Raw genomic sequence first — 18621 nt, 5'->3', positions numbered from 1 at the left:
CCGACCTCAGACTAGACGGGGCGGAGTGCCGCGGACCGGTCCCGAGCCCCCATCTGACACCGATGTGTGCGAAACCTCCCGGTGCCCGTCCCCGGCCCGGGCCTGGACCGCGGTGATGGCGACGGTGCTGACGATGTCCCGCACGGTCGCGCCCCGGGACAGGTCGTTGACCGGGCGGCGCAGCCCCTGGAGCACCGGGCCCACGGCCACCGCCCCGGCGCTGCGCTGGACGCCCTTGTACAGGGTGTTGCCGGTGTTGAGGTCGGGGACGACGAACACCGTGGCGCGCCCGGCCACCCGGCTGTCGGGGAGCTTGGTGCGGGCCACCCCCGGGTCCACGGCCGCGTCGTACTGGATGGGGCCCTCCACCGGCAGGTCGGGGCGGAGCTCGCGGACCAGGTCGGTGGCGGCGCGCACCTTGTCCACGTCGGCTCCGCTGCCGGAGGCGCCGGTGGAGTAGGACAGCAGGGCGACCCGGGGGTCCACGCCGAAGCGGGCGGCGGTGTCGGCGGAGGCCGAGGCGATCTCGGCGAGCTGCTCGGCGGTGGGGTCGGGCACCACGGCGCAGTCGCCGTAGACGAGGACCCGGTCGGCCAGGCACATGAAGAAGACGCTGGACACCAGCGAGGTGCGCAGGATCTCGAAGGACGGCCGGATCGTCTGCGCGGTGGTGTGGACCGCACCGGACACCATGCCGTCGGCGTACCCCAGGTGGACCATGAGGGTGCCGAAGTAGGAGACCTCCCCCACGGTGTCGCGGGCGAGCTGCTCGGTGACGCCCTTGTGGGAGCGCAGCCCGGCGTACTCCGCGGCGAACTCGTCCCGCAGCGGGGACGACTCGGGGTCGACCAGGTCGGCGGCGGCCACGTCCAGGCCCAGGTCGGCGGCGCGGGCCCGGATCTCGCGGGGGTCGCCGAGCAGGGTGAGGTCGGCGACGTCGCGGCGCAGCACCAGGTCGGCGGCGCGCAGCACCCGCTCCTCGGTGCCCTCGGCCAGGACGATGCGGCGCCGGTCGGCGCGGGCCCGGCTCAGCAGGGCGGACTCGAACATGAGCGGGGTGACGGTGTCGGTGCGGGCCACCTGGAGGCGTTCGAGCAGGGTGTGCCCGTCCACTCCGGAGTCGAAGGCGGCCACCGCGGACTCGACCTTGTGGTCGGGCAGGGGTGCGCCGCCGCCCCGGACCTCGGCGAGCAGGGTGGCCGCGGTGAAGGTGTCCAGGCCGGTGGCGATGACCGGGACCCGCACGTGCATCCCGGCGAGCAGCCGCCAGACGGGTTCGGGCATGTCGGCGTCGATGTCGCCGGTGAGGAAGACCCCCGCGATCGCGGGGAAGTCCGGGGACAGGTGGGCGGCGATGAGGGCCGGCAGGACCGCGCCCGCCCGGTCGGCGGGGAGGATGACGGCGCTCTCGTCGCGCATCCGGTCCAGGATGTGCGGCAGGGACATGGCGGCGACGAGGATGCCCGACACCTCGCGGCCGGTGCGCTTGTCCTCGCCGAACAGCAGCCGCCCGCCGCAGGCCCGCTGCATGTCGCGGACGGTGGGCACGGTGAGGCCGGCCACCTCGGGCACCACCGACCATGGCCCGGCGGCGCGCATCCCGTCGGCCCGTTCGGGCTCGACCCGCCCCACGACGGTGCCCAGCAGGGCGGCGTGCTCGCGTTCCAGTTCGGCCGCGGCGACCGCGGCGGCGCCGCGGACCCGCTCCTCGGAACGGCCGCGGCCGGAGAGCACCAGCAGCACGGGGGTGCCCAGGTTGGTCGCGACCCGGGCGTTGAACGCGAACTCGGTGGGGGTGGCCACGTCGGTGTAGTCGGTGCCGATGACGATGACGGCGGAGCAGTCGGCGGCCAGCGCGCCGTAGGCGGCGACGATCTCGGACATGGCCTGCTCGGGGTCGTCGTGGACCCGGTCGTAGGCCACACCGACGCACTCCTCGTAGGGGGCCGCGACCCCGAACCTGCGGCGGACCGTCTCCACCAGCGGGTCGCGCTCGCCCCCGTCGACCACGGGCCGGAAGACCCCGAGGGACTCGACGGTCCCCGCCAGCAGTTCCGCCAGGCCGAGCGCGACCGGCCTCTTGTCGCCCTCGGCGTCGCTGGACGCTATGTAGACACCGTGCACCGTCGTGGCCCCCTCCGGGTACGGGAAAGGTCAGAAGAGCACCGACATGACCTCTCCGACCTGGTGGAACCCGACCCGTTGGTACGCCGCCCGGGCCGGGGTGTTGTAGTCGTTGACGTACAGGGTGACCCGCGGGGCGATCTCGGCCAGGGCGTGGCGCACGACGGCGGCCATGCCCGGCACCGAGTGGCCCCGCCCGCGCAGGTCGGGGTGCACCCACACGCCCTGGATCTGGCAGGCCTGCGGGGTGGCCGCGCCGACCTCGGCCTTGAACACGACCCGGCCGTCCTCGATGCGGGCGAAGGCGCGGCCGGTGCGCACCAGCTCCTCGATACGGGCGCGGTAGAGGGCGCCGCCGTCGCCGGAGTCCGGCGGCACGCCGACCTCCTCGGTGAACATGGCCACGCAGGCGGGCACGAGGGTGTCGAGCTCGGACATCCGGACCCGGCGCACCAGCGGGTCGGCGGGCACGGCGGGCTCGGTCGAGATCTCCAGCACGGGCTGGCGGGCGCGGATGGCACGGGCCGGGCCCCAGGACGGGGTGACCTGCTGCCAGAAGTCGCTGACCGCCTCGACCGGGCCGACGATGGACGAGCAGCGCCTGCCCCGCCAGCGGGCGTGGTCGGCGAAGCTGCGGATCGCCGCGGGGCCGGCGTTGACGGGGACCAGGTTGGCCCCGGAGTAGCAGAGGGCGGTGAGGCGGCCGTGTTCGACGTGGCCCCACACCTCGGTCCCGTTGCCCGCGGAGATCCCCGCGGTCATCAGCCGGGAGGCGACGAAGACGTTCCCCACCGGATCCGCGTCCAGGAGGGCGTACACGGCCTCCCTGTCGCGCTCGCCGAGAATCCTCACCGGTGAGGTCCGCAGCATCGCATCTCCCCCATCCGCCCGCCGTCGCCTCCGACGGCGGGATCAGGTCCGTTCGCGCCGCTTCCAGCCTATTCCACCCTCACCCGGACGTCCCGGGGCGATCCACCAGAGGCATGCCCTGTGCGGTGCGCGGGGACGGCTCGGGCCTGCCCTGGCAGACGGCGTCGGGGCCCTCGCCCGGGACGCGCTCGGGGAGCGTGCCCTCGAGCAGGTAGTCGCGGGTGATCTCGTCGACGCAGACGTTGCCGGTGAGGGCCACCCCGTGGGTGAGCCCGCCCTCCTCGATGACCAGCGCCGACCCGGGCAGCCGGTCTCGCAGCGAGTAGGAGCCCTCGACGGGGGTGGCCCCGTCCCCGGTGGCGTGCACGATGAGGGCGTCGCCCTTGTAGGCGGGGTGCTGGTAGGGGCCCTCCCCGACCTGGAACCACTCCTTGGCCTCGGCTTCCCAGGTGGAGCACGGGGCGTTGTACCAGGTGTTGTGCCAGCTCACGAAGGGCGCGGAGGCGTGCGCCCGCTCGGTGTCCCGGTGCCAGGTGTCCCAGTCCCCCGGCCAGGGGGCGTCCGTGCACTGGACCGCCAGGTAGCCGCCGTAGGAGGTGTCGGTGTCGGCGTCGGGCTTCTCCCCGTAGGCCTCGTGGAGCCGTTTCAGGGCGGCGGGGTCGTCCCCGGTGATGCGGTCCGACAGGGCGGCGGCCACGCTCGGCCAGGTGGCCCCGCTGTAGGCGACGACGATGACGGCGCTCTCCAGTTCGGTCGGTCCGACCACGCCGTCGACGGGGTCGGCGGCCAGTTCCGAGCGCAGTGCGTAGTAGGCCTTCTCGACCGTGTCGGCGTCGGCGCCCAGGCCGTAGACGTCGTCGTGGCGGGCGACCCAGGCGAAGAAGCCGCGGGCCGACCGGTCCAGGGCCAGGTTCTGGCGCATGTTGCTCTCGTACCAGGGGTTGTCGGGATCGACCACGCTGTCGAGGACGAGCGAGCGCACCCGGTCCGGGTAGAGGGCGGAGTAGACGGTGCCCAGGTAGCTGCCGTAGGAGTAGCCCAGGTAGTCGATCTCCTCCAGGTCCAGGGCGATCCGGATGGCGTCCATGTCGTGGGCGAGGTCCTCGGTGCGCATGTGGTCCAGCAGCGGGCCGGTGTTCTCGGCGCAGGAGCGCGCGTACTCCTCGGCGTCGGCCCGCAGCGCCTGCTCGGCCGCGTCGTCCTCGGGGACGCCGTCGGGCCGCGGGGCGGTGAAGTAGGCGGGGTCGCAGGTGATCCTGGGGGTGGAGGCCCCCACCCCGCGCGGGTCGAAGGCGACCACGTCGTAGACCTCGCGCAGCTCCGGCGCCATCCGCCGGTGCGTGTGGGAGGCCCACCGGCGCCCGGCGCTGCCCGGGCCGCCGGGGTTGACCAGCAGGGTGTGCTCGGCGGTCCCGGTGGCGCGCACCCGGGACAGGGCGATCCGCACGGTGTCGCCGCCGCCGGGCCCGCCGTGGGCCAGGGGGACGGTGAGCGTGGCGCACTCCAGGGTCTCGTCACCCAGCGGTTCCAGGTCCTCGCAGGGCTCCCAGCGCAGTGCCTTCTGGTCGATGCGGGTGCTCCCGGGCCGCTCCGGGGCCAGGCCGAAGGCCTGTGCGGCGGCGGGGGCCGGGGCCGCCACCAGGGAGGCCATGAGGGCCCCCGACATCATGGTCAGAGCCGGTGCTCGCACGTGTCCACTCCCTCGTCCAGGTGTCGCGGCCTCATGAATTGTCTCCGTTACCTTCAGTGACGACAGGAAGCGACACGGCCGCTCACCTGGGGAGGTGCCGGTAACATTTGACCGCCTACATCAGAAGTGGACAAAGGGGCACAATGCGTCTTGATCGTGTCGATGAGCGGATCATCTCGATCCTCGGCGCGGACGCGCGCATGAGCTTCGCGGAGATCGGCGGCCAGGTCGGCCTCAGCCCGTCCGCCGTCAAGCGCCGGGTGGACCGGCTGGTGGAGTCCGGAGCGGTGCGCGGGTTCACCGTCGTGGTGGAGCCCCAGGCGATCGGCTGGACCACGGAGGCGTTCATCGAGCTGTACTGCCGGGCCCGCACCTCCCCCGGGGAGATCCGCACCGGCCTGTCCGGCTACCCCGAGATCACCTCGGCCTGCACGGTCACCGGAGAGGCCGACGCCATCGTCCAGGTACGGGCGCGCGACACCAGCCACCTGGAGGAGGTCATCGAGCGCATCGGCGCGGAGCCCTTCGTCGTCCGCACCAAGAGCACCCTGGTCCTGTCCCGGCTGGTCGACCAGCCCATCCTGGCCGGGAGCGGCGAGAACCCGGGCTGAGCCCGGGGACCCGGAGGGGTGCGGCCCGCCCTCCGGACCCTCCCCCGCCGAGCCCGGACGGCACCCGGTGGGTCCTGTACGACCGCAACGGCCGGAGCCCGTGTCCGGACACGCCCGGAACGGGGGCGGGCCGCCCTGTGCCGGGCCGTCGCCGTCCGGTCCGGCCGGCGGCCGGCGCTCAGGCGCGCAGCGGGCCGGCGGAGAGGTCCAGGCGCAGGAGGTTGCCCCAGTCGTTGACCGCCACGGCGGTCTCCCCCTCGTAGCGCACCCCCGTGAAGGGGTTGGAGTGGAACAGGGGCAGGACCCACCGCAGGGATCGGTCGGGGCCCAGGCGGGCGAGGAACCCGATGTTGCCCATCCCGCCGCCCCCGCCGGTCAGCCACCCCCGGCCGTCCGGCAGCGGGGACTCGAACCAGGGGTCGGCGCCGTTGGCCCCGTCCTCCTCCAGGGCCCGGGCCACGTCCATCGGCCCGCCCAGGCGGAAGGGGATCGGCCGCCCGGCGTCCGGGTGGTAGGCGCCGGGCCCGGGGGCGTCGGCCTCCAGCGCGGTGTCGTCCGGCCGGTACAGGCCGTCGCGGAAGGGCATCTCCCCCGCGGCCCACAGTTCCTCGATCATGCGCCCGACCCTAGGCCGTATTTTTTTGAACCTCCGCTCCGCTTCGGTTCGCGTTCGGCACCCCCGGAAGGCGGGAACCTTCGGCCCTACGGGAACGCCCTCGTTCCCCGGACATCCCCTCCGGGCCTGCCGAACCCCGCCGGCGCCTCACACACCCCCCGCGGAACAGGACGGCACTCAAAAAACAGACCCTAGCCCCGCGGCGGGCGGGGGTGGGCCGGGGCGGGAGGCGGGGCTGGGGGCGGGGCGGGGCTCCGCTCACCCGCCGTGGACGATCCGGCCGCCCAGGACGGTCAGCCGGTTGCGGGTGAGGTGGACGTCCTCCGGCGGCCCTGCGAAGGGGTCGCGGTCCGCGACGCACAGGTCCGCCCTCCTCCCCGCCTCCAGCAGCCCGGCGTCGCCGAACCCGAGCAGCCGGTGCGACCCGGCGGTGTAGGCCTCCAGCGCCCGCGCCAGGGGCAGCGCCTCCCCCGCCTCCAGCGGCGGGGAGCCGGCGTCCCCCGGGGCGCGGCGGGTCGCCGCGACGTGCAGTGCCTGCCAGGGGTCGGGGGTGGACACCGGCCAGTCCGAGCCCATGGCCAGCTCCGCGCCGTCGGCGGCCAGCGACCCGAAGGGGTACTGCCACCGGGCGCGTTCGGGGCCCAGGAGCGGCAGTGTCAGCTCGGTCATCTGCTCCTCGTTGCACGCCCACAGGGCCTGCATGTTGACCGTCACCCCCAGCTCGCGGAACCGGGGGACGTCGCGGGGGTCCACGACCTGCAGGTGGGCGAGGTGGTTGCGCACCGCCGCCCGGTGCCCGGGCTCCACCCGTGCGACGGAGTCGAGCGCCGTGGTCACGGCACGGTCTCCGATCGCGTGGAAGTGCGCGGCGATCCCGGCGGCGTTGAGCGCGGGGACGAGCGCGTCGAGCAGGTCCGGGCCGAAGTAGGCGAGGCCGCGTTCGGGGCCGCCACAGCCGCAGGGGGCGAGGTAGGGGTCGTGCAGGGCGGCGGTGCGGTTCTCGGCGACCCCGTCGACCATGATCTTGGCGGTGTCCAGGCGCAGGCCGGGTCCGCCCTCCTCCCTGCGGACGCGCAGGTCGGCGACGAAGGCGTCCACGCCGTCGGGGGTGAGGTCCCGCGGCACCCACACCGCACCGGTCACCCGGGCGTGCAGCCGCCCCGCGGCGGCCAGGGCGCGGTAGGCGGGCGCGATGTCGGGGTATCCGGCGTAGTCGCCGACGATCGCCTCGTGCCAGGCGGTCACCCCCAGCGAGAGCAGGTACTCCTGCGCGGTGAGGATCCCCGCCCCGCACTCCTCCGCCGTCGTGGCCGGGACCAGTCGCCCGACCAGGTCCATCGCCCCCTCGTGCAGAGTGCCCGAGGGGGTGCCGTCGGCGTCGCGCTCGATGCGGCCGTCCGCCGGGTCGGGGGTGCGGGCGTCGACGCCGGCCAGGGCGAGGGCCCGGCTGTTGGCCCAGGCGCCGTGGTGGTCGGCGTTGATGAGGAACACGGGGCGGTCGGGGACCACCGCGTCCAGCAGGTCCTTGGCGGGGGTCCCGCCGCTGAACCACGACATGGCCCAGCCGCCGCCCAGCACCCAGCCGCCGGGGGTGTCGGGGTGGGAGTCGGCGTAGGCGCGGACCGCGTCCAGGCACTCCTGCGCCGAGTCGGCGCCGGTGAGGTCGCAGCGGGCAGCCTCCACACCGCCGAAGCAGGCGTGGACGTGGGCGTCGGCGAATCCGGGCGTCACCAGGCCGCCCGCCGCGTCGACGGTCCGGGCGCCGGGGCCGGCCGCGGCGCGGGCCTCCTCCTCGGTGCCGACGGCGGCGATCCGGCCGTCCCGGACCGCCAGGGCGGTGGCGTCCAGGAGGCGGCCGCCGGAGAACAGGACGCCGTCGCGGATCAGGATGTTCGTCAAGGTGCGATCTCCTCGGGGGTCTGCGGAGCGGTGGAAGCGGTGGAAGCGGTGTGCGCGCCGGCCTTCTCGGCGCGTACGGCGGCGACGGCCGGCCGGTTGACGATGATGGCCGCGGTGGTCGCGCGGTCGGGGTCCTCGTGCGCGGTCGCGGCGGCGACGACCGGACCGGAGCCGAGCCCGCCGACCACGATCGCGGCCATGGCGACCGCCGGTCCGGGGAACGGCGCGCCCACGGCGGACGCGCCGGCCAGGACCGCCACTCCGGCGCGGGCGGTCGCGGTGCGGTGGCCGCGTTCGGCCAGGCGGCGGGACCCGAGGACGGCGGCGCCGTCGGCGATCGTCATGGCGGTGGCGGTCGCCCCGGCGGGTTCGAGGCCCACCCCGAGTCCGCCGACGAGGCGGGCGATGATCGCGGGGACGAGGCCGGCGGGCAGCAGGGCGTAGACCCAAGCGGACATGAGGCCCAGCAGGGGGCGCGGGCCCGGGGAGGGGTTCAAGGGGGTTCCTCACTGCCGGCGGGGACCGGCGACGGGGGGTGCCCGAGCGGGAGGCGCGGACGGGGCGCGGGACGGTTCAGCGGGAGCCCGCGGCCAGGCCGCGGAGCACGATCGCGAGGCCGGTCTCGAAGGAGCGGAGCCTGAGCGGGTCGGCGGCGTCCCGGTGGGCGAGGGCGCCGCGCAGGTGCGGCGCCCCGTCCATGTCCCTGGGGTCGAAGGGCTCCGACCCCAGGTCCATGGCGGCGCCGAGCACATAGCCCTCCAGCAGGCCGAGGGCGGGCATGACCTCTTCCTCGGGCACGCCCATGCGGGTGATCGACCGGGCGATGAGGTCGTAGTAGGCGAGCATCTCCGCCTGCCGGACGGGCTCGGAGATGAGCAGCGGGATGAGCTGGGGGACCCCGCTGAGGAACTCGTAGTAGTCGCGGACGAGGAGTTCGAGCAGGCGCCGGGGGTCGGGTTCGTCCCGGAGCCGCTCCAGTACGGGGAGGATGCGGTCGCGGCGGATGGCCTGGATGATCTCGGACTTGGAGCGGACGTGGTTGTAGAGGGAGGAGACCCGCACGCCCAGGTGCGCGGCGAGCGCGGCGACGGTGAAGTCGCCCTGCTCGCGGACCATCTCCAGGGCCGCGCGCGCGATGCGCTCCCGGCTCAGCAGGGGGGTGCGGGGGCGTCCCACGTCGGCCTCCTCGGGGGTCGGTCGGGCCACATTAAACGAGCGCCGCTCGTTTTCACAAGGCCCGGATCGACTGCGGGCTCCGGTCAGAGCAGGCTTCTCAGGTGCTGTCGGACGAACGGCTCCAGGTGGGCGTGGGGGTCGTCGTGGGCGGCGGCCTGGACGACCTCGGCGGCGACGGCCAACTGCGCCAGGCGGCCGGACGGGGTGTCCAGCAGGTCCGCGAACTCCGCACGCACGCGGCGGGCGGCGTCCGGCACCGGCAGCGCGTACGTGTACAGCAGGGCGGCGTCGAAGCCCGCCGGGGCGGTGCCCCAGCCCTCCCAGTCGATGATGCGCAGCGGCTCCCCGGTGAGGTTGGCCCAGTGCAGGTCGCCGTGGGCGGTCTCCCAGCGCTCGACGGTGAGGTCCTCGCCCGCGAGTTCGGGCAGCACGTCCGGGATGCGGTGGACGTACCCCTGGTCGACGACCGTGCGCTCCGGGTGCGGGGGAACCCCGCGGATCGAGGTGAGGGCCTCGGCCAGGTCCCCCCACCACTGTCCGGACAGCTCCGGTGCCCGGTGCAGCACCGGCCCCGGTGACAGGGGCGGCGAGGGCAGCCGCTCGTACAGGTGCGCCTGCACCGCCCAGCGGTCGCCGTCCTCCCCGTCCCAGGCGGCCTCGGCCAGGAGCGCCGGGCGCGGGACGTGCCCGTCGAAGAGGTGGGCGGCCAGGACCGGCCCCTCCCACACGGCGCCCTCCGCCTCGGGCGCACACCAGATCCGCAGCCAGCCGGGCTCCCCTTCGGCGGTGGTGACCGGGCCGCTGCGGGTGTGACCACCCGAACCCGGGTGCGGGACGGCGGTGTCCGGGCGCGCGCCGAGGTGGTGGGCGGCGCGCAGCCAGCAGGAGTCCAGGTCGGGCAGGGACGGGGCCGGGAGGAACACTGTTCTCCTTCGGTGGACGACGGTGACGCGGGGTGACCACTCCCCCGCCGCGCCATCCTGCCCGTTCCGGCCCCGTCCCGGGGCCGATTCCCCCGGACACACCCGAACGGTTCGGCTCCCCCGCCAGAAGAAATCTGGATTCCAGGTTTTCAACTCCCGGATCCCCTGTTGCAAACGGGAAGGCCGTCCCTGCTCAGAGCGCGGGGAGGGGGCGGGCCCCGCCCGTCGCACGCAGCGGGGAGCGTGCCGCCTCCGCCTCCGCCTGTTGCGCGGACCCGGCGACGGCCTCCCGCCCCGCGCGCACCGCGGCCCGGGAGGCCGCCCCCCTGGTCGACGCGCTTCCTGAGCTCCGGGGCGGCGCGGTCGCCCGCCGCCGCGACCGCGGAATGCCACTGCTCGGCTCCGTGGCGGTCGTGCAGTCCTCGGGCGCGGCGCTGTTCTGTTCGGGCATCGCGTCCCTCCCGCTTCGGCCTGCGGAGCTCACGGTGACGATGCCGGGAGGCGTCCCGGGTCGGCCCCTGTCCTGGACGCCGCAGGAACAGGGCAGCGGCCCGCCGGCTTCGGCGTGTGCCCCCGGCAAGCGTCCGGAGCCGGGGTGAGAAGGTGTCCGACAACGGAGAGTCCCGCAGAGCAAGGAGTGACATGTCCGTTCTCGATGTGGAGATCGACGCCCTCACCGGCGGTTCCGCCGACCTCCCGCAGTACCGGGGAAAGGCGGTGCTGGTCGTCAACGTCGCGTCCCGGTGCGGGCTGACCCCGCAGTACGCGGGCCTGGAGAGCCTCCAGAAGCGGTACGAGGAGCGCGGCTTCACCGTGCTGGGCGTTCCGTGCAACCAGTTCATGGGACAGGAGCCGGGCTCCCCCGAGGAGATCTCCGCCTTCTGCTCGACCACCTACGGCGTCACCTTCCCGATGACGGAGAAGGTCGACGTGAACGGCGAGGGGCGGCACCCGCTGTACTCGTCGCTGGTCTCCGTCGCCGACGCCGGGGGGCACAGCGGGGACGTCCGCTGGAACTTCGAGAAGTTCCTCATCGCCCCGGACGGCACCGTCGCCGCGCGCTTCTCCCCGCAGGCCGAGCCGGAGTCCGAGGAGGTCGTCGAGGCGATCGAGGCCGTACTGCCCGGCTGATCCGCGGAACGGTCCCCGCGCTGTTCATCGTGCCGGTCCGCGTGGACCGGGGACGGTTCCGGGGCCCCGCCGCCGCGGGGTCCCGGCCGTTCCTCCGCCAGGGCCGTCACGGGGCCGGCGGGATTCCCGACCGGCACGGGGTTCCCCGACCGGCACGGGGTTTCCCGTCCGGCCACGGAACCGACACCGGCGGGGGGTGGAGGCGCGGGGACCGCACAGGTAGCGTCGTGGCATGAGAGCCGCGGTGCACGATCGGTACGGTCCCCCGGATGTGGTGCGGATCGAGGACGTCCCCCTCCCCGAAGCCGGTGACGGCGACCTGCTGGTCCGCGTGCACGCGACCACGGTGAACCGGACGGACTGCGCCTACCGGGCCGCCCATCCCTTCTTCGTGCGCAGTTTCACCGGCCTGACGCGGCCGCGCCGACGGGTGCTGGGCACCGAGTACGCGGGGGTGGTCGAGAAGGTCGGGGCTTCGGTCGACGGCTTCTCCCCCGGCGACCGCGTCTTCGGGTACAACGAGGGTGCCTTCGGCGCCCACGCGGAGTACCTGGCGGTCCCCGCCTCGGGGATGGTCGCGCAGATCCCGGACGGGGTGTCCTTCGCCGCGGCGGCCTGTGCGACCGAGGGCTCCCACTACGCGCTGTCGGCGGCACGGTGGCTCCGCGTCGTGGAGGGCGACCGGGTGTTCGTCCACGGGGCGACGGGGGCGATCGGATCGGCCGCGGTGCAGTTGCTGAAGGCCTTGGGGGCCGAGGTGACCGCGACGGCGCCGACCGCCCACGTGGACACCGTTCGGGACCTGGGGGCCGACCGGGTCGTCGACTTCGAGGCCGGGGACTTCACGGCGGGCGGGGAGACCTACGACGTCGTCCTCGACGCGGTCGGCAAGAGCACGTACGGGGAGTGCAGGAGGCTGCTCACGCCCAAGGGCCGGTTCGCGTCCTCGGACGTGGGGCCGTACTGGCAGAACGCGGCGCTGGCGCTGACGACCCCGTGGCTGCCGGGGCGGACGGTGCGTTTCCCTGTCCCCTCGGAAGACCAGGAGATGGTCCGCTGGTTCGCCGACCTGCTGGCGACCGGGGGGTTCCGGCCGCTGATCGACCGGCACTACCCGCTGGAGCGGATCGTGGAGGCGTACGAGTTCGTGGAGACGGGGCGCAAGCTCGGGAACGTGGTGATCGACGTCGTGGAGCCGTGACGGGAGGCGTCCGCCGCCTCCGGCCGCGTTCGGCGGCGGATGTCGCCGGTGTGTTCTTCGGACGGCCTGGGCGCGGCCGGACGGATCGGGTCGGTACCGGCCCGGAACGCGGCCGGCTCTGAGCCCGGTCCCCGGGCCGGGGCGTCATCCGGAGCGGGGACGGGTGGCCGGGGCGTCCGGCCCGGTCGAGGACCCGGCGCGGAAGGACTCCAGGGTCGCGACGAGAGCATGGGCCGTGTCGCGCAGGCTCGGTCGCCGGGCGGCCCCGTCGAGCCGGTGGGCCGCCTCGGCGAGCATCCGTTCGACGCGCACCGAGGACACCTCCCCCAGGCGCGGGAGCACCTCGCGGACCAGCACCTCCTCGGCTTCGCCCCAGGCGCCCGCCCGTGCCAGCGCCCACAGCAGGCTCGCGTGGGCGACGAACACGGCGCGCGCGTACCCCGGGCGGTCGGTGGCGGCGGCGAACCGCTCGACGGCACCGGCCCGGTCCCCGGTGTCGGCGTGGATCATGGCGTGGTGCCAGGCGATCTCCGCCTCGTTCACCCACCAGGCCCAGGCGGGGTCCCCCTCACGCGGACCGTCCAGGTGGCGGCTGTGCGTCAGGCGGATCAGGTCCAGTGCGCGCATCCGCTCGCCCAGTTGTGCCGCGGCCCGTGCCGCCCGCAGCGTGAACAGGGTGCGCACACTGCCGCGGGTCTGCACCGACACCGTGTCGCAGATGCGGGCGGCCTCGTCCGGTCGGGGGACGTGCACGTCCTGCATGGCGAGCTGGGCGAGCACGAAGTGCTCCATCGAGCGGTCCCCGGCGGCGCGCGCCAGCCGCAGCGCCTCCAGGCTCATCCGCCGGGACAGGCGCTGGTGCTCGGCGTCGTAGGCGATCCACCCGGCGACCTGGTGGGCTTCCGCAGCGGCGGAGAGCAGGTCCCGGTCGGCCCCGCTTGCGGCCGCGGAGACGGCCCCGGTCCTGAGGCGCACCGCACGGCGGGCGGCCGAAGCCGCCGAGGCGGCGTCCGCGACCAGGTGTCGGGCGCCGATACGGGTGTCCAGGGCGATGAGACGGGCGGTGACGGCGCGCGTCGTCGCCGTCGGGTCCCGGTCGTCCCCGGCCCGAGGGGACGACCGGTGTCCTTCGCTGGGGTGCGGGATGGATGAGGGGGTCATGCCCCCATTGTCGCCGGGCCTCCGCCGTCCTCCCCTTGTAGGTCAGGTGGCGGGGATGGCGGTCCGGGTGAGCTGCTCGGAGACCTGCCAGACCTGCTCGGCCTCCTGCGGGCTGCGCAGGGGCGGGTAGAGCCTCTGTTCGGCGGGCCGTCCGCCGAGGTTCCCGGGGCCGCTGGGACCGTAGAGCACGCCGGGCTCGGCGGTGGGGTCGGTCGCGGCCATGAGGGCGGGGAGCTTCGCGGTCTCGACGGTGCCGACGAGGATGCCGCGGGCGGACAGGAACCGGATCAGGCGCACTCCCGGTGTGTCCCGGTCGCGGCCGACCTCGGGGCGGGCGGCGAGCAGGCTGGTCGGGGCCACGCCGGGGTGGGACAGGTTGCTGGTGATGCCCCATCCGTGGGCTCGGCTGCGCCGCTGGAGTTCGAGGCCGAAGAGCCCGAACGCGATCTTCGACTGGCGGTAGGCGCGCATGCCGTCGTAGGAGCGTTCCCAGTTCGGGTCGTCCCAGTTGATGGTGCCGCGACTCGCGGCGATGCTGATCTGTGAGGTGATGCGGGCGCGGCCTGCGCGCAGGAGCGGGAGGAGGTGGCCGACGAGCGCGAAGTGGCCGAGGTGGTTGGTGCCGAACTGGAGCTCGAAACCGTCCGCCGTGGTCTGCCGGTCGGGCGGGGTCATCACGCCCGCGTTGTTGATGAGGATGTGGATCGGGCGGCCCTCGCCGCGGAGCGTGTCCCCGAGGGCAGCGACGGAGTCGAGCGAGGAGAGGTCGAGGGCGCGCAGGGAGACCCGGGCGCCCGGGTTGTCGCGGCGGATCCTCGCGACGGCGGCCTCGCCCTTGCGGGGGTTGCGGACGGGCAGGAGGACCTCCGCGCCGGCCGCGGCCAGGCGTTCGGCCATGCCCAGGCCCATACCGTCGCTCGCGCCGGTGACGAGGGCGAGCCTCCCGGTCAGGTCGGGCACGGTGATGTCGATGGTTCGGCGAGGCATGGTTCTGCTCCCTGGGTCGTGTTGGTCTCACGATCGGCGAAGTCGGCGGAGTCATCCAGGGACTCCCGATCCGGGGCCGGCGCGGCCGCTGCCCGAGCTCAAGGGGGGATCGGCGATCCGTTGTCGGGGGCTCGCGCGGGCGGTAGACACGGAGGAAGGCCCTGGTGGCGCCCTACCGAGGTTCTGGTGGCGGGGCCCGGGTCCCCTGAGTCCCTTTGAGGGCCTCGGAGTCCTGAGAACCCGGATCCCCGAACCGCGGATCCCGGAGGCCCGGGCTCCGGAGCCTCGTGTCCCTGGCAGGAAGAAGGCGTGCCGTGATCGATCGCACCGGACTGGCGGAGTTCCTCCGGAGCCGGCGGGAGGCGCTGCAACCCGAGGATGTCGGCATGCTGCGGGGGCGGAGGCGCAGGACCAAGGGGTTGCGGCGCGAGGAGGTCGCGGTGCTGTGCCACATGTCGACGGACTACTACTCGCGGCTCGAACAGGAGCGCGGGCCGCAGCCGTCGCACCAGATGCTGGCCTCGATCGCCCAGGGGTTGCACCTGTCGCTCGACGAGCGGGACCACCTGTTCCGTCTTGCCGGGCACAACCCGCCCGCGCGCGGCGCGGTGAGCGAACATGTCAGCCCCGGCCTGCTACGGATCCTGGACCGGTTGGACGACACCCCGGCGGAGATCGTCACAGAACTCGGGGAGACGCTGCGGCAGAGCCCGATGGGGGTGGCGCTGACCGGGGACACGACCCGGTTCACGGGGCCCGAGCGCAGCATCGGGTACCGGTGGTTCACGGATCCGGGGTCGCGGCTGCTGTACGCGCCGGAGGAGCATGCGTTCCTCTCCCGCATGTACGCCTCGGGGCTGCGCCAGGTCCTCACCCTCCGGGGGCCGGACTCACCGGCGGCCCACCTCGCGGAGCTGCTGCTGGAGCGGAGCGGGGAGTTCCGGCGGGTGTGGGAGGAGCACGAGGTGGGGGTGCGGCCGCACGAGGTCAAGCACTTCGTCCACCCGGAGGTCGGCGCCCTGGAGCTGCACTGCCAGAGGCTGGTCGACCCGGACCAGTCGCACTCGCTGCTGGTCTACACGGCCGTCCCGGGCAGTGAGAGCCACGAGAGGCTCCGGCTGCTGTCGGTCATCGGGGCGCAGGCTCTGGGCTGAGGGGCGGTGGGCGGTCGCGGCCGCACTGGGGCGGTGGCGCGCAAGCCGCGTCCGGGCCGGTTCTCGCTACGCTTGCCGGGCCTCGAACGGTCGGGGCGGGTTCGAGAGGGTCGGACGGTATGAGCGGTATCGGAAAGTGGGGCCTCGGTCTCGGGGCCGGACTTTTGGCCCTGGCGGTGCTCTTCAGGATGCTGGACCTGATCCCGGCCACGGTGATCACCGGCCTCCTGGGGCTGATGGGGATCGGAATCGCCGGGTACGACGCGGTCTACGAATGGACGGCACGGATCGATCTGCGTCGGCGGGGCGCCAGGGCCGCGGCCCGCAGGAACGGGACCGAAGGCCGCTGAGGCGGACCGGCGCGGGCTCCTCGCCGCCGCACCGGCCCGTCACGGAAAGCCCCGGGAGGGGAGCGGGCGGTAGGACGCTTCGTGGTTCCCGCCACCCGCCCCCGGGCCAGGTCCTGGTCCCGGCCGGGACCAGGGGCGCCCGCTCAGGCCCGGGTCACCGGTGCCTGCAGTTCCGTCACCCAGTCGTCGCGCTCCTCGGGGCACTCCAGGTTGATCTCCCGGGGGTGCCCGGTCGACCGGTAGCCGTTGGCGTCGATCCAGCGGGCCAGGGTCTGGGCGGTGGGGAGCACGGTGTCCATCGAACCGCGGTGCACGATGGTCGCCGCCTGGTCGAGGGACGGCAGGTCGAGGACACGGAGGTCGCCGTCCCGAAGGGGGGCGGAGACCTGGACGGCGGCGTGGACGGTGATCCTGCCGCCGCCCTCCGGGGCGTCCTCGTAGTAGGCGACACCGGGGCCCGTGGGGGTGATGCCCTCCGCCTCCAGGCGCCGGAACAGCTCGTCGTAGAGCGGCCTGATGACGGGGCTGATGTGCTCGGGCTCGAAGCTCGCGGCGGTCGCGGTCAGCTCCGCCACCCGGACGGCGGGGACGTTCTTGATGACGACGTCGTTGGTGGGCATGTGCCCCTCACTCTCGATCGCTCGGAGTCTCGCCTCGACCTGGACCAGTCGGGCTTCCGCGGAAGCCTTCGCGGTCTCCAGTTCGACCCGCCGCAGCCGCAGCATGCCGCGCAGTTCCTCGACACCGACCTGATCGTCCACGATCTCCCGGACCTGCTGGAGGGTGAAGCCGAGGTCCTTGAGCGCGATGATCCGGTTGAGGCGGGCGAGCTGGGCCGCGGTGTAGTAGCGGTAGCCGCTGGCGGGATCGACGTGGGCCGGGTGCAGCAGTCCTGTCGCGTCGTAGTGACGCAGCATGCGGATCGAGACGCGGCCGTGCCGGGCGAAATCTCCGATGGTGAACATGATGTCTCCGAGTTGACCGCCTGACACGGTGTGAGGGTCAAGAAGCTACTCGGCGGCCGGGAAAAAGCAAGGAGGCGGAGGCGTCGCCGGCGCGGACCACGCCGCTGGGACCAGGAACAGCTTCTTCCCTGCTTGCGCGGAGCTCCGCACGCGAGAACTGGACCCTGACCGACCTCACTTGCGAGTGACACCCTCCTGGCCACTGGGCTTTTTCTGGGCATCATGACTGGGCATTTTCTGGGCATGGTGCTTCACTCGAAGTATGCCCAAGCCAGATCCGCCCTCTGACACACCCGTCACCGAAGCCCTGACCACCCTGCTCCGCAAGGGCCTGCCAGCCGTCCCAGGCAGGGCCACCGAGCCTCTATTGACCCTGCGCAGTGTCCTCGTGCGCGCAACGGACCCTACCGACGAGGCCGCGCGCGTCACCGCGCTGAACAGCGTCCTGCGCACCCTCCTGGGACGATTCGATGACGCCCGATACGCCGACAGCGCCCGAGCCCTGTTCGGACTCCCGCCCGGAGCACCCGGCACCACCCTGACCCATCGCCGGGAAGCCGCTGCAAAGGCGGCCGGACAGGATGTCGACCACTTCCGCAAACGGGTGGAACCGAAGCTCATCGACCGACTCGCATGGATGCTCCGGCAGGACTCCGAGCAGTTCCGCGTACTGCCGGCCGCGGCTCCCCGCCTCGTTCCGGTGCGCGACCGGATACCGCTCCCCGCAGACGTGTTCGCGTGGGAGCTGACCGAGCACGAGGAGCAGCTCTCCCGTGTCTGGGCAGCTATCTACGCGCTGCGCGCCGAACTGCTGGCCCTGGACCGGATGACCGCCATGGCGCAAGACCGCGCGGACATCTCCCGCCAGGCTGCCTCTGCTGCATGGCGGTACGGACTGTTGCTCGCCGAGGCCGCGCGATACCGCGACGCCTACCCTCCGGGCTCGTTCGGAGCACTCGCCGACACCTCCCCGGAAGACCTGTCCGCCCTCGCGGGCTGGGTTCCCCCACTGGGCTCTGAGACCGTCGACGCGCTCACCCGGGCAGGAGCCGACCATCCCGACCGCACCACCTTCCTGGAGGCGGTCGATTCCACCGATCTCACCACCTGGTTCCGCCTGTGGCAGGACCAGGCCACCACTACCGAGGAAGACCGATGAGAACACCCGACACCGACCGACTCGCCGCCACCATCGCCACAGCGGCCACCGAACCCCCGCGCCGGTACGTCATCACCGGCGGCCCGTCCGCAGGCAAGGACGACGTGATCGCCGAACTCGTTGCGACCGGCATCCCGTGCATGGAGGCCGAGCCCGGCCGCGCCATCTACCGCAAGCACCGCGAACGGCTGGGCCGCCACCTCCAGCGCGAGGACCGCCGCGAGTACGCCGCCGAGGTGCTGCAGGCGTTCATCACCGAGTTCGAGTCCCAGTCCTCCGGCCTCCGCTTCTACAACCGGGGCATTCCCGACTCCTACGGCTGGGAGAGGTTCTTCGGGCTCCAGCCCACCCCGGAGCTGGAGGAGGCCAACCGCCTCTACCGCTACGACACCGTGTTCGTGCTCGACCCGCTGGACACCTTCGAAGATCCCGACGACATCGTCTGGGCCAAGGACAGGGAGATCCGCCGCGTCCACGAGCTGATCGTCCAGGGCTATTACGACGCCGGGTACGACCCCGTGTTCGTCCCCGCCAACTCTCCTACCAACCGGCTCGACTTCATCTTGACCAACCTGCGCATACCCAAGGCCCAGAGGTGATCTCA

18 protein-coding genes are annotated in these 18621 nt (G+C 73.6%); 7 read left to right on the top strand and 11 right to left on the bottom strand.

What is annotated here, in order from left to right; all coding sequences use genetic code 11:
- Positions 1–6: 6 nt before the first annotated feature.
- The 3 genes from pta to ACSUPR_RS22355 all read right to left on the bottom strand — a co-directional run bounded on the left by pta (position 7) and on the right by ACSUPR_RS22355 (position 4663).
- Complete coding sequence (pta, locus tag ACSUPR_RS22365; RefSeq protein ID WP_436886669.1) at positions 7–2124, bottom strand: phosphate acetyltransferase; 2118 nt, start codon at positions 2122–2124, stop codon at positions 7–9.
- 30 nt (positions 2125–2154) lie between these two features.
- Entirely contained in the window at positions 2155–2994 is an 840-nt protein-coding gene (locus ACSUPR_RS22360) for a GNAT family N-acetyltransferase (RefSeq protein ID WP_436886668.1), read from the bottom strand.
- Positions 2995–3073: 79 nt separating this feature from the next.
- Positions 3074–4663, bottom strand: coding sequence for an alpha/beta fold hydrolase (locus tag ACSUPR_RS22355; protein ID WP_436892100.1), 1590 nt, complete (start codon positions 4661–4663; stop codon positions 3074–3076).
- Between the two features lie 164 nt (positions 4664–4827).
- Between ACSUPR_RS22355 and ACSUPR_RS22350 the strand changes: the two genes are divergently transcribed.
- Positions 4828–5295: an Lrp/AsnC family transcriptional regulator gene (locus ACSUPR_RS22350; protein WP_436886666.1), complete on the top strand. Its 468-nt coding sequence runs from the start codon at positions 4828–4830 to the stop codon at positions 5293–5295.
- 178 nt (positions 5296–5473) lie between these two features.
- On the opposite strand, the gene ACSUPR_RS22345 is transcribed toward ACSUPR_RS22350, so the two are convergent.
- The 5 genes from ACSUPR_RS22345 to ACSUPR_RS22325 all read right to left on the bottom strand — a co-directional run bounded on the left by ACSUPR_RS22345 (position 5474) and on the right by ACSUPR_RS22325 (position 9909).
- Positions 5474–5911: a hypothetical protein gene (locus tag ACSUPR_RS22345; protein ID WP_436886665.1), complete on the bottom strand. Its 438-nt coding sequence runs from the start codon at positions 5909–5911 to the stop codon at positions 5474–5476.
- 258 nt (positions 5912–6169) lie between these two features.
- Entirely contained in the window at positions 6170–7810 is a 1641-nt protein-coding gene (locus ACSUPR_RS22340) for an amidohydrolase (RefSeq protein ID WP_436886664.1), read from the bottom strand.
- Complete coding sequence (locus tag ACSUPR_RS22335; protein ID WP_436886663.1) at positions 7807–8307, bottom strand: hypothetical protein; 501 nt, start codon at positions 8305–8307, stop codon at positions 7807–7809. The genes ACSUPR_RS22340 and ACSUPR_RS22335 overlap by 4 nt, the downstream gene beginning before the upstream one ends.
- Before the next feature lie 76 nt (positions 8308–8383).
- Positions 8384–8986: a TetR/AcrR family transcriptional regulator gene (locus ACSUPR_RS22330; protein WP_436886662.1), complete on the bottom strand. Its 603-nt coding sequence runs from the start codon at positions 8984–8986 to the stop codon at positions 8384–8386.
- Positions 8987–9069: 83 nt separating this feature from the next.
- Positions 9070–9909, bottom strand: a complete 840-nt coding sequence (locus ACSUPR_RS22325; protein ID WP_436886661.1) for a phosphotransferase — start codon at positions 9907–9909, stop codon at positions 9070–9072.
- Between the two features lie 642 nt (positions 9910–10551).
- Between ACSUPR_RS22325 and ACSUPR_RS22320 the strand changes: the two genes are divergently transcribed.
- On the top strand, positions 10552–11040 hold the full coding sequence (locus ACSUPR_RS22320) for a glutathione peroxidase (protein WP_436886660.1): 489 nt from the start codon (positions 10552–10554) through the stop codon (positions 11038–11040).
- 232 nt (positions 11041–11272) lie between these two features.
- The gene (locus ACSUPR_RS22315) at positions 11273–12241 is read left to right on the top strand and encodes an NAD(P)-dependent alcohol dehydrogenase (RefSeq protein ID WP_436886659.1); all 969 of its coding nucleotides are present in this window, start codon (positions 11273–11275) and stop codon (positions 12239–12241) included.
- Positions 12242–12385: 144 nt separating this feature from the next.
- On the opposite strand, the gene ACSUPR_RS22310 is transcribed toward ACSUPR_RS22315, so the two are convergent.
- Together ACSUPR_RS22310 and ACSUPR_RS22305 are read right to left on the bottom strand one after the other, a co-directional pair.
- Positions 12386–13402, bottom strand: coding sequence for a DNA-binding protein (locus tag ACSUPR_RS22310; protein ID WP_436886658.1), 1017 nt, complete (start codon positions 13400–13402; stop codon positions 12386–12388).
- A gap of 42 nt (positions 13403–13444) precedes the next feature.
- A complete protein-coding gene (locus tag ACSUPR_RS22305) occupies positions 13445–14389 on the bottom strand; it encodes an SDR family oxidoreductase (protein ID WP_436886657.1) in 945 nt (314 codons plus the stop codon).
- A gap of 314 nt (positions 14390–14703) precedes the next feature.
- Between ACSUPR_RS22305 and ACSUPR_RS22300 the strand changes: the two genes are divergently transcribed.
- Positions 14704–15543 (top strand): helix-turn-helix transcriptional regulator, encoded by an 840-nt coding sequence (locus ACSUPR_RS22300; RefSeq protein WP_436886656.1) that lies wholly within the window; start codon positions 14704–14706, stop codon positions 15541–15543.
- 119 nt (positions 15544–15662) lie between these two features.
- Positions 15663–15893: a hypothetical protein gene (locus tag ACSUPR_RS22295; protein WP_436886655.1), complete on the top strand. Its 231-nt coding sequence runs from the start codon at positions 15663–15665 to the stop codon at positions 15891–15893.
- A gap of 143 nt (positions 15894–16036) precedes the next feature.
- Here ACSUPR_RS22295 and ACSUPR_RS22290 read toward each other — a convergent pair whose 3' ends face one another.
- On the bottom strand, positions 16037–16858 hold the full coding sequence (locus tag ACSUPR_RS22290; RefSeq protein WP_436886654.1) for a MerR family transcriptional regulator: 822 nt from the start codon (positions 16856–16858) through the stop codon (positions 16037–16039).
- Positions 16859–17120: 262 nt separating this feature from the next.
- On the opposite strand from ACSUPR_RS22290, the gene ACSUPR_RS22285 reads away from it, so the two are divergent.
- Positions 17121–18017, top strand: coding sequence for a hypothetical protein (locus ACSUPR_RS22285; RefSeq protein ID WP_436886653.1), 897 nt, complete (start codon positions 17121–17123; stop codon positions 18015–18017).
- Positions 18014–18616 (top strand): AAA family ATPase, encoded by a 603-nt coding sequence (locus ACSUPR_RS22280; protein ID WP_436886652.1) that lies wholly within the window; start codon positions 18014–18016, stop codon positions 18614–18616. Before ACSUPR_RS22285 ends, ACSUPR_RS22280 begins: the two co-directional genes overlap by 4 nt.
- Positions 18617–18621: the final 5 nt, after the last annotated feature.

It is taken from the genome of Nocardiopsis dassonvillei (assembly GCF_964273065.1).
GTDB lineage: Bacteria > Actinomycetota > Actinomycetes > Streptosporangiales > Streptosporangiaceae > Nocardiopsis > Nocardiopsis dassonvillei_B.
The sequence above is the reverse complement of the archived record's forward strand: the minus strand, read 5'-3'. Positions and strand labels throughout refer to the sequence as shown.

What these genes read in the sequence shown, in the direction of transcription:
- ACSUPR_RS22360 (WP_436886668.1), bottom strand. Translation starts at nt 2,994, where the DNA reads ATGCTGCGGACCTCACCGGTGAGGATTCTCGGCGAGCGCGACAGGGAG.
- ACSUPR_RS22355 (WP_436892100.1), bottom strand. Translation starts at nt 4,663, where the DNA reads ATGATGTCGGGGGCCCTCATGGCCTCCCTGGTGGCGGCCCCGGCCCCC.
- ACSUPR_RS22350 (WP_436886666.1), top strand. Translation starts at nt 4,828, where the DNA reads ATGCGTCTTGATCGTGTCGATGAGCGGATCATCTCGATCCTCGGCGCG.
- ACSUPR_RS22345 (WP_436886665.1), bottom strand. Translation starts at nt 5,911, where the DNA reads ATGATCGAGGAACTGTGGGCCGCGGGGGAGATGCCCTTCCGCGACGGC.
- ACSUPR_RS22320 (WP_436886660.1), top strand. Translation starts at nt 10,552, where the DNA reads ATGTCCGTTCTCGATGTGGAGATCGACGCCCTCACCGGCGGTTCCGCC.
- ACSUPR_RS22315 (WP_436886659.1), top strand. Translation starts at nt 11,273, where the DNA reads ATGAGAGCCGCGGTGCACGATCGGTACGGTCCCCCGGATGTGGTGCGG.
- ACSUPR_RS22310 (WP_436886658.1), bottom strand. Translation starts at nt 13,402, where the DNA reads ATGACCCCCTCATCCATCCCGCACCCCAGCGAAGGACACCGGTCGTCC.
- ACSUPR_RS22305 (WP_436886657.1), bottom strand. Translation starts at nt 14,389, where the DNA reads ATGCCTCGCCGAACCATCGACATCACCGTGCCCGACCTGACCGGGAGG.
- ACSUPR_RS22295 (WP_436886655.1), top strand. Translation starts at nt 15,663, where the DNA reads ATGAGCGGTATCGGAAAGTGGGGCCTCGGTCTCGGGGCCGGACTTTTG.
- ACSUPR_RS22290 (WP_436886654.1), bottom strand. Translation starts at nt 16,858, where the DNA reads ATGTTCACCATCGGAGATTTCGCCCGGCACGGCCGCGTCTCGATCCGC.
- ACSUPR_RS22285 (WP_436886653.1), top strand. Translation starts at nt 17,121, where the DNA reads ATGCCCAAGCCAGATCCGCCCTCTGACACACCCGTCACCGAAGCCCTG.
- ACSUPR_RS22280 (WP_436886652.1), top strand. Translation starts at nt 18,014, where the DNA reads ATGAGAACACCCGACACCGACCGACTCGCCGCCACCATCGCCACAGCG.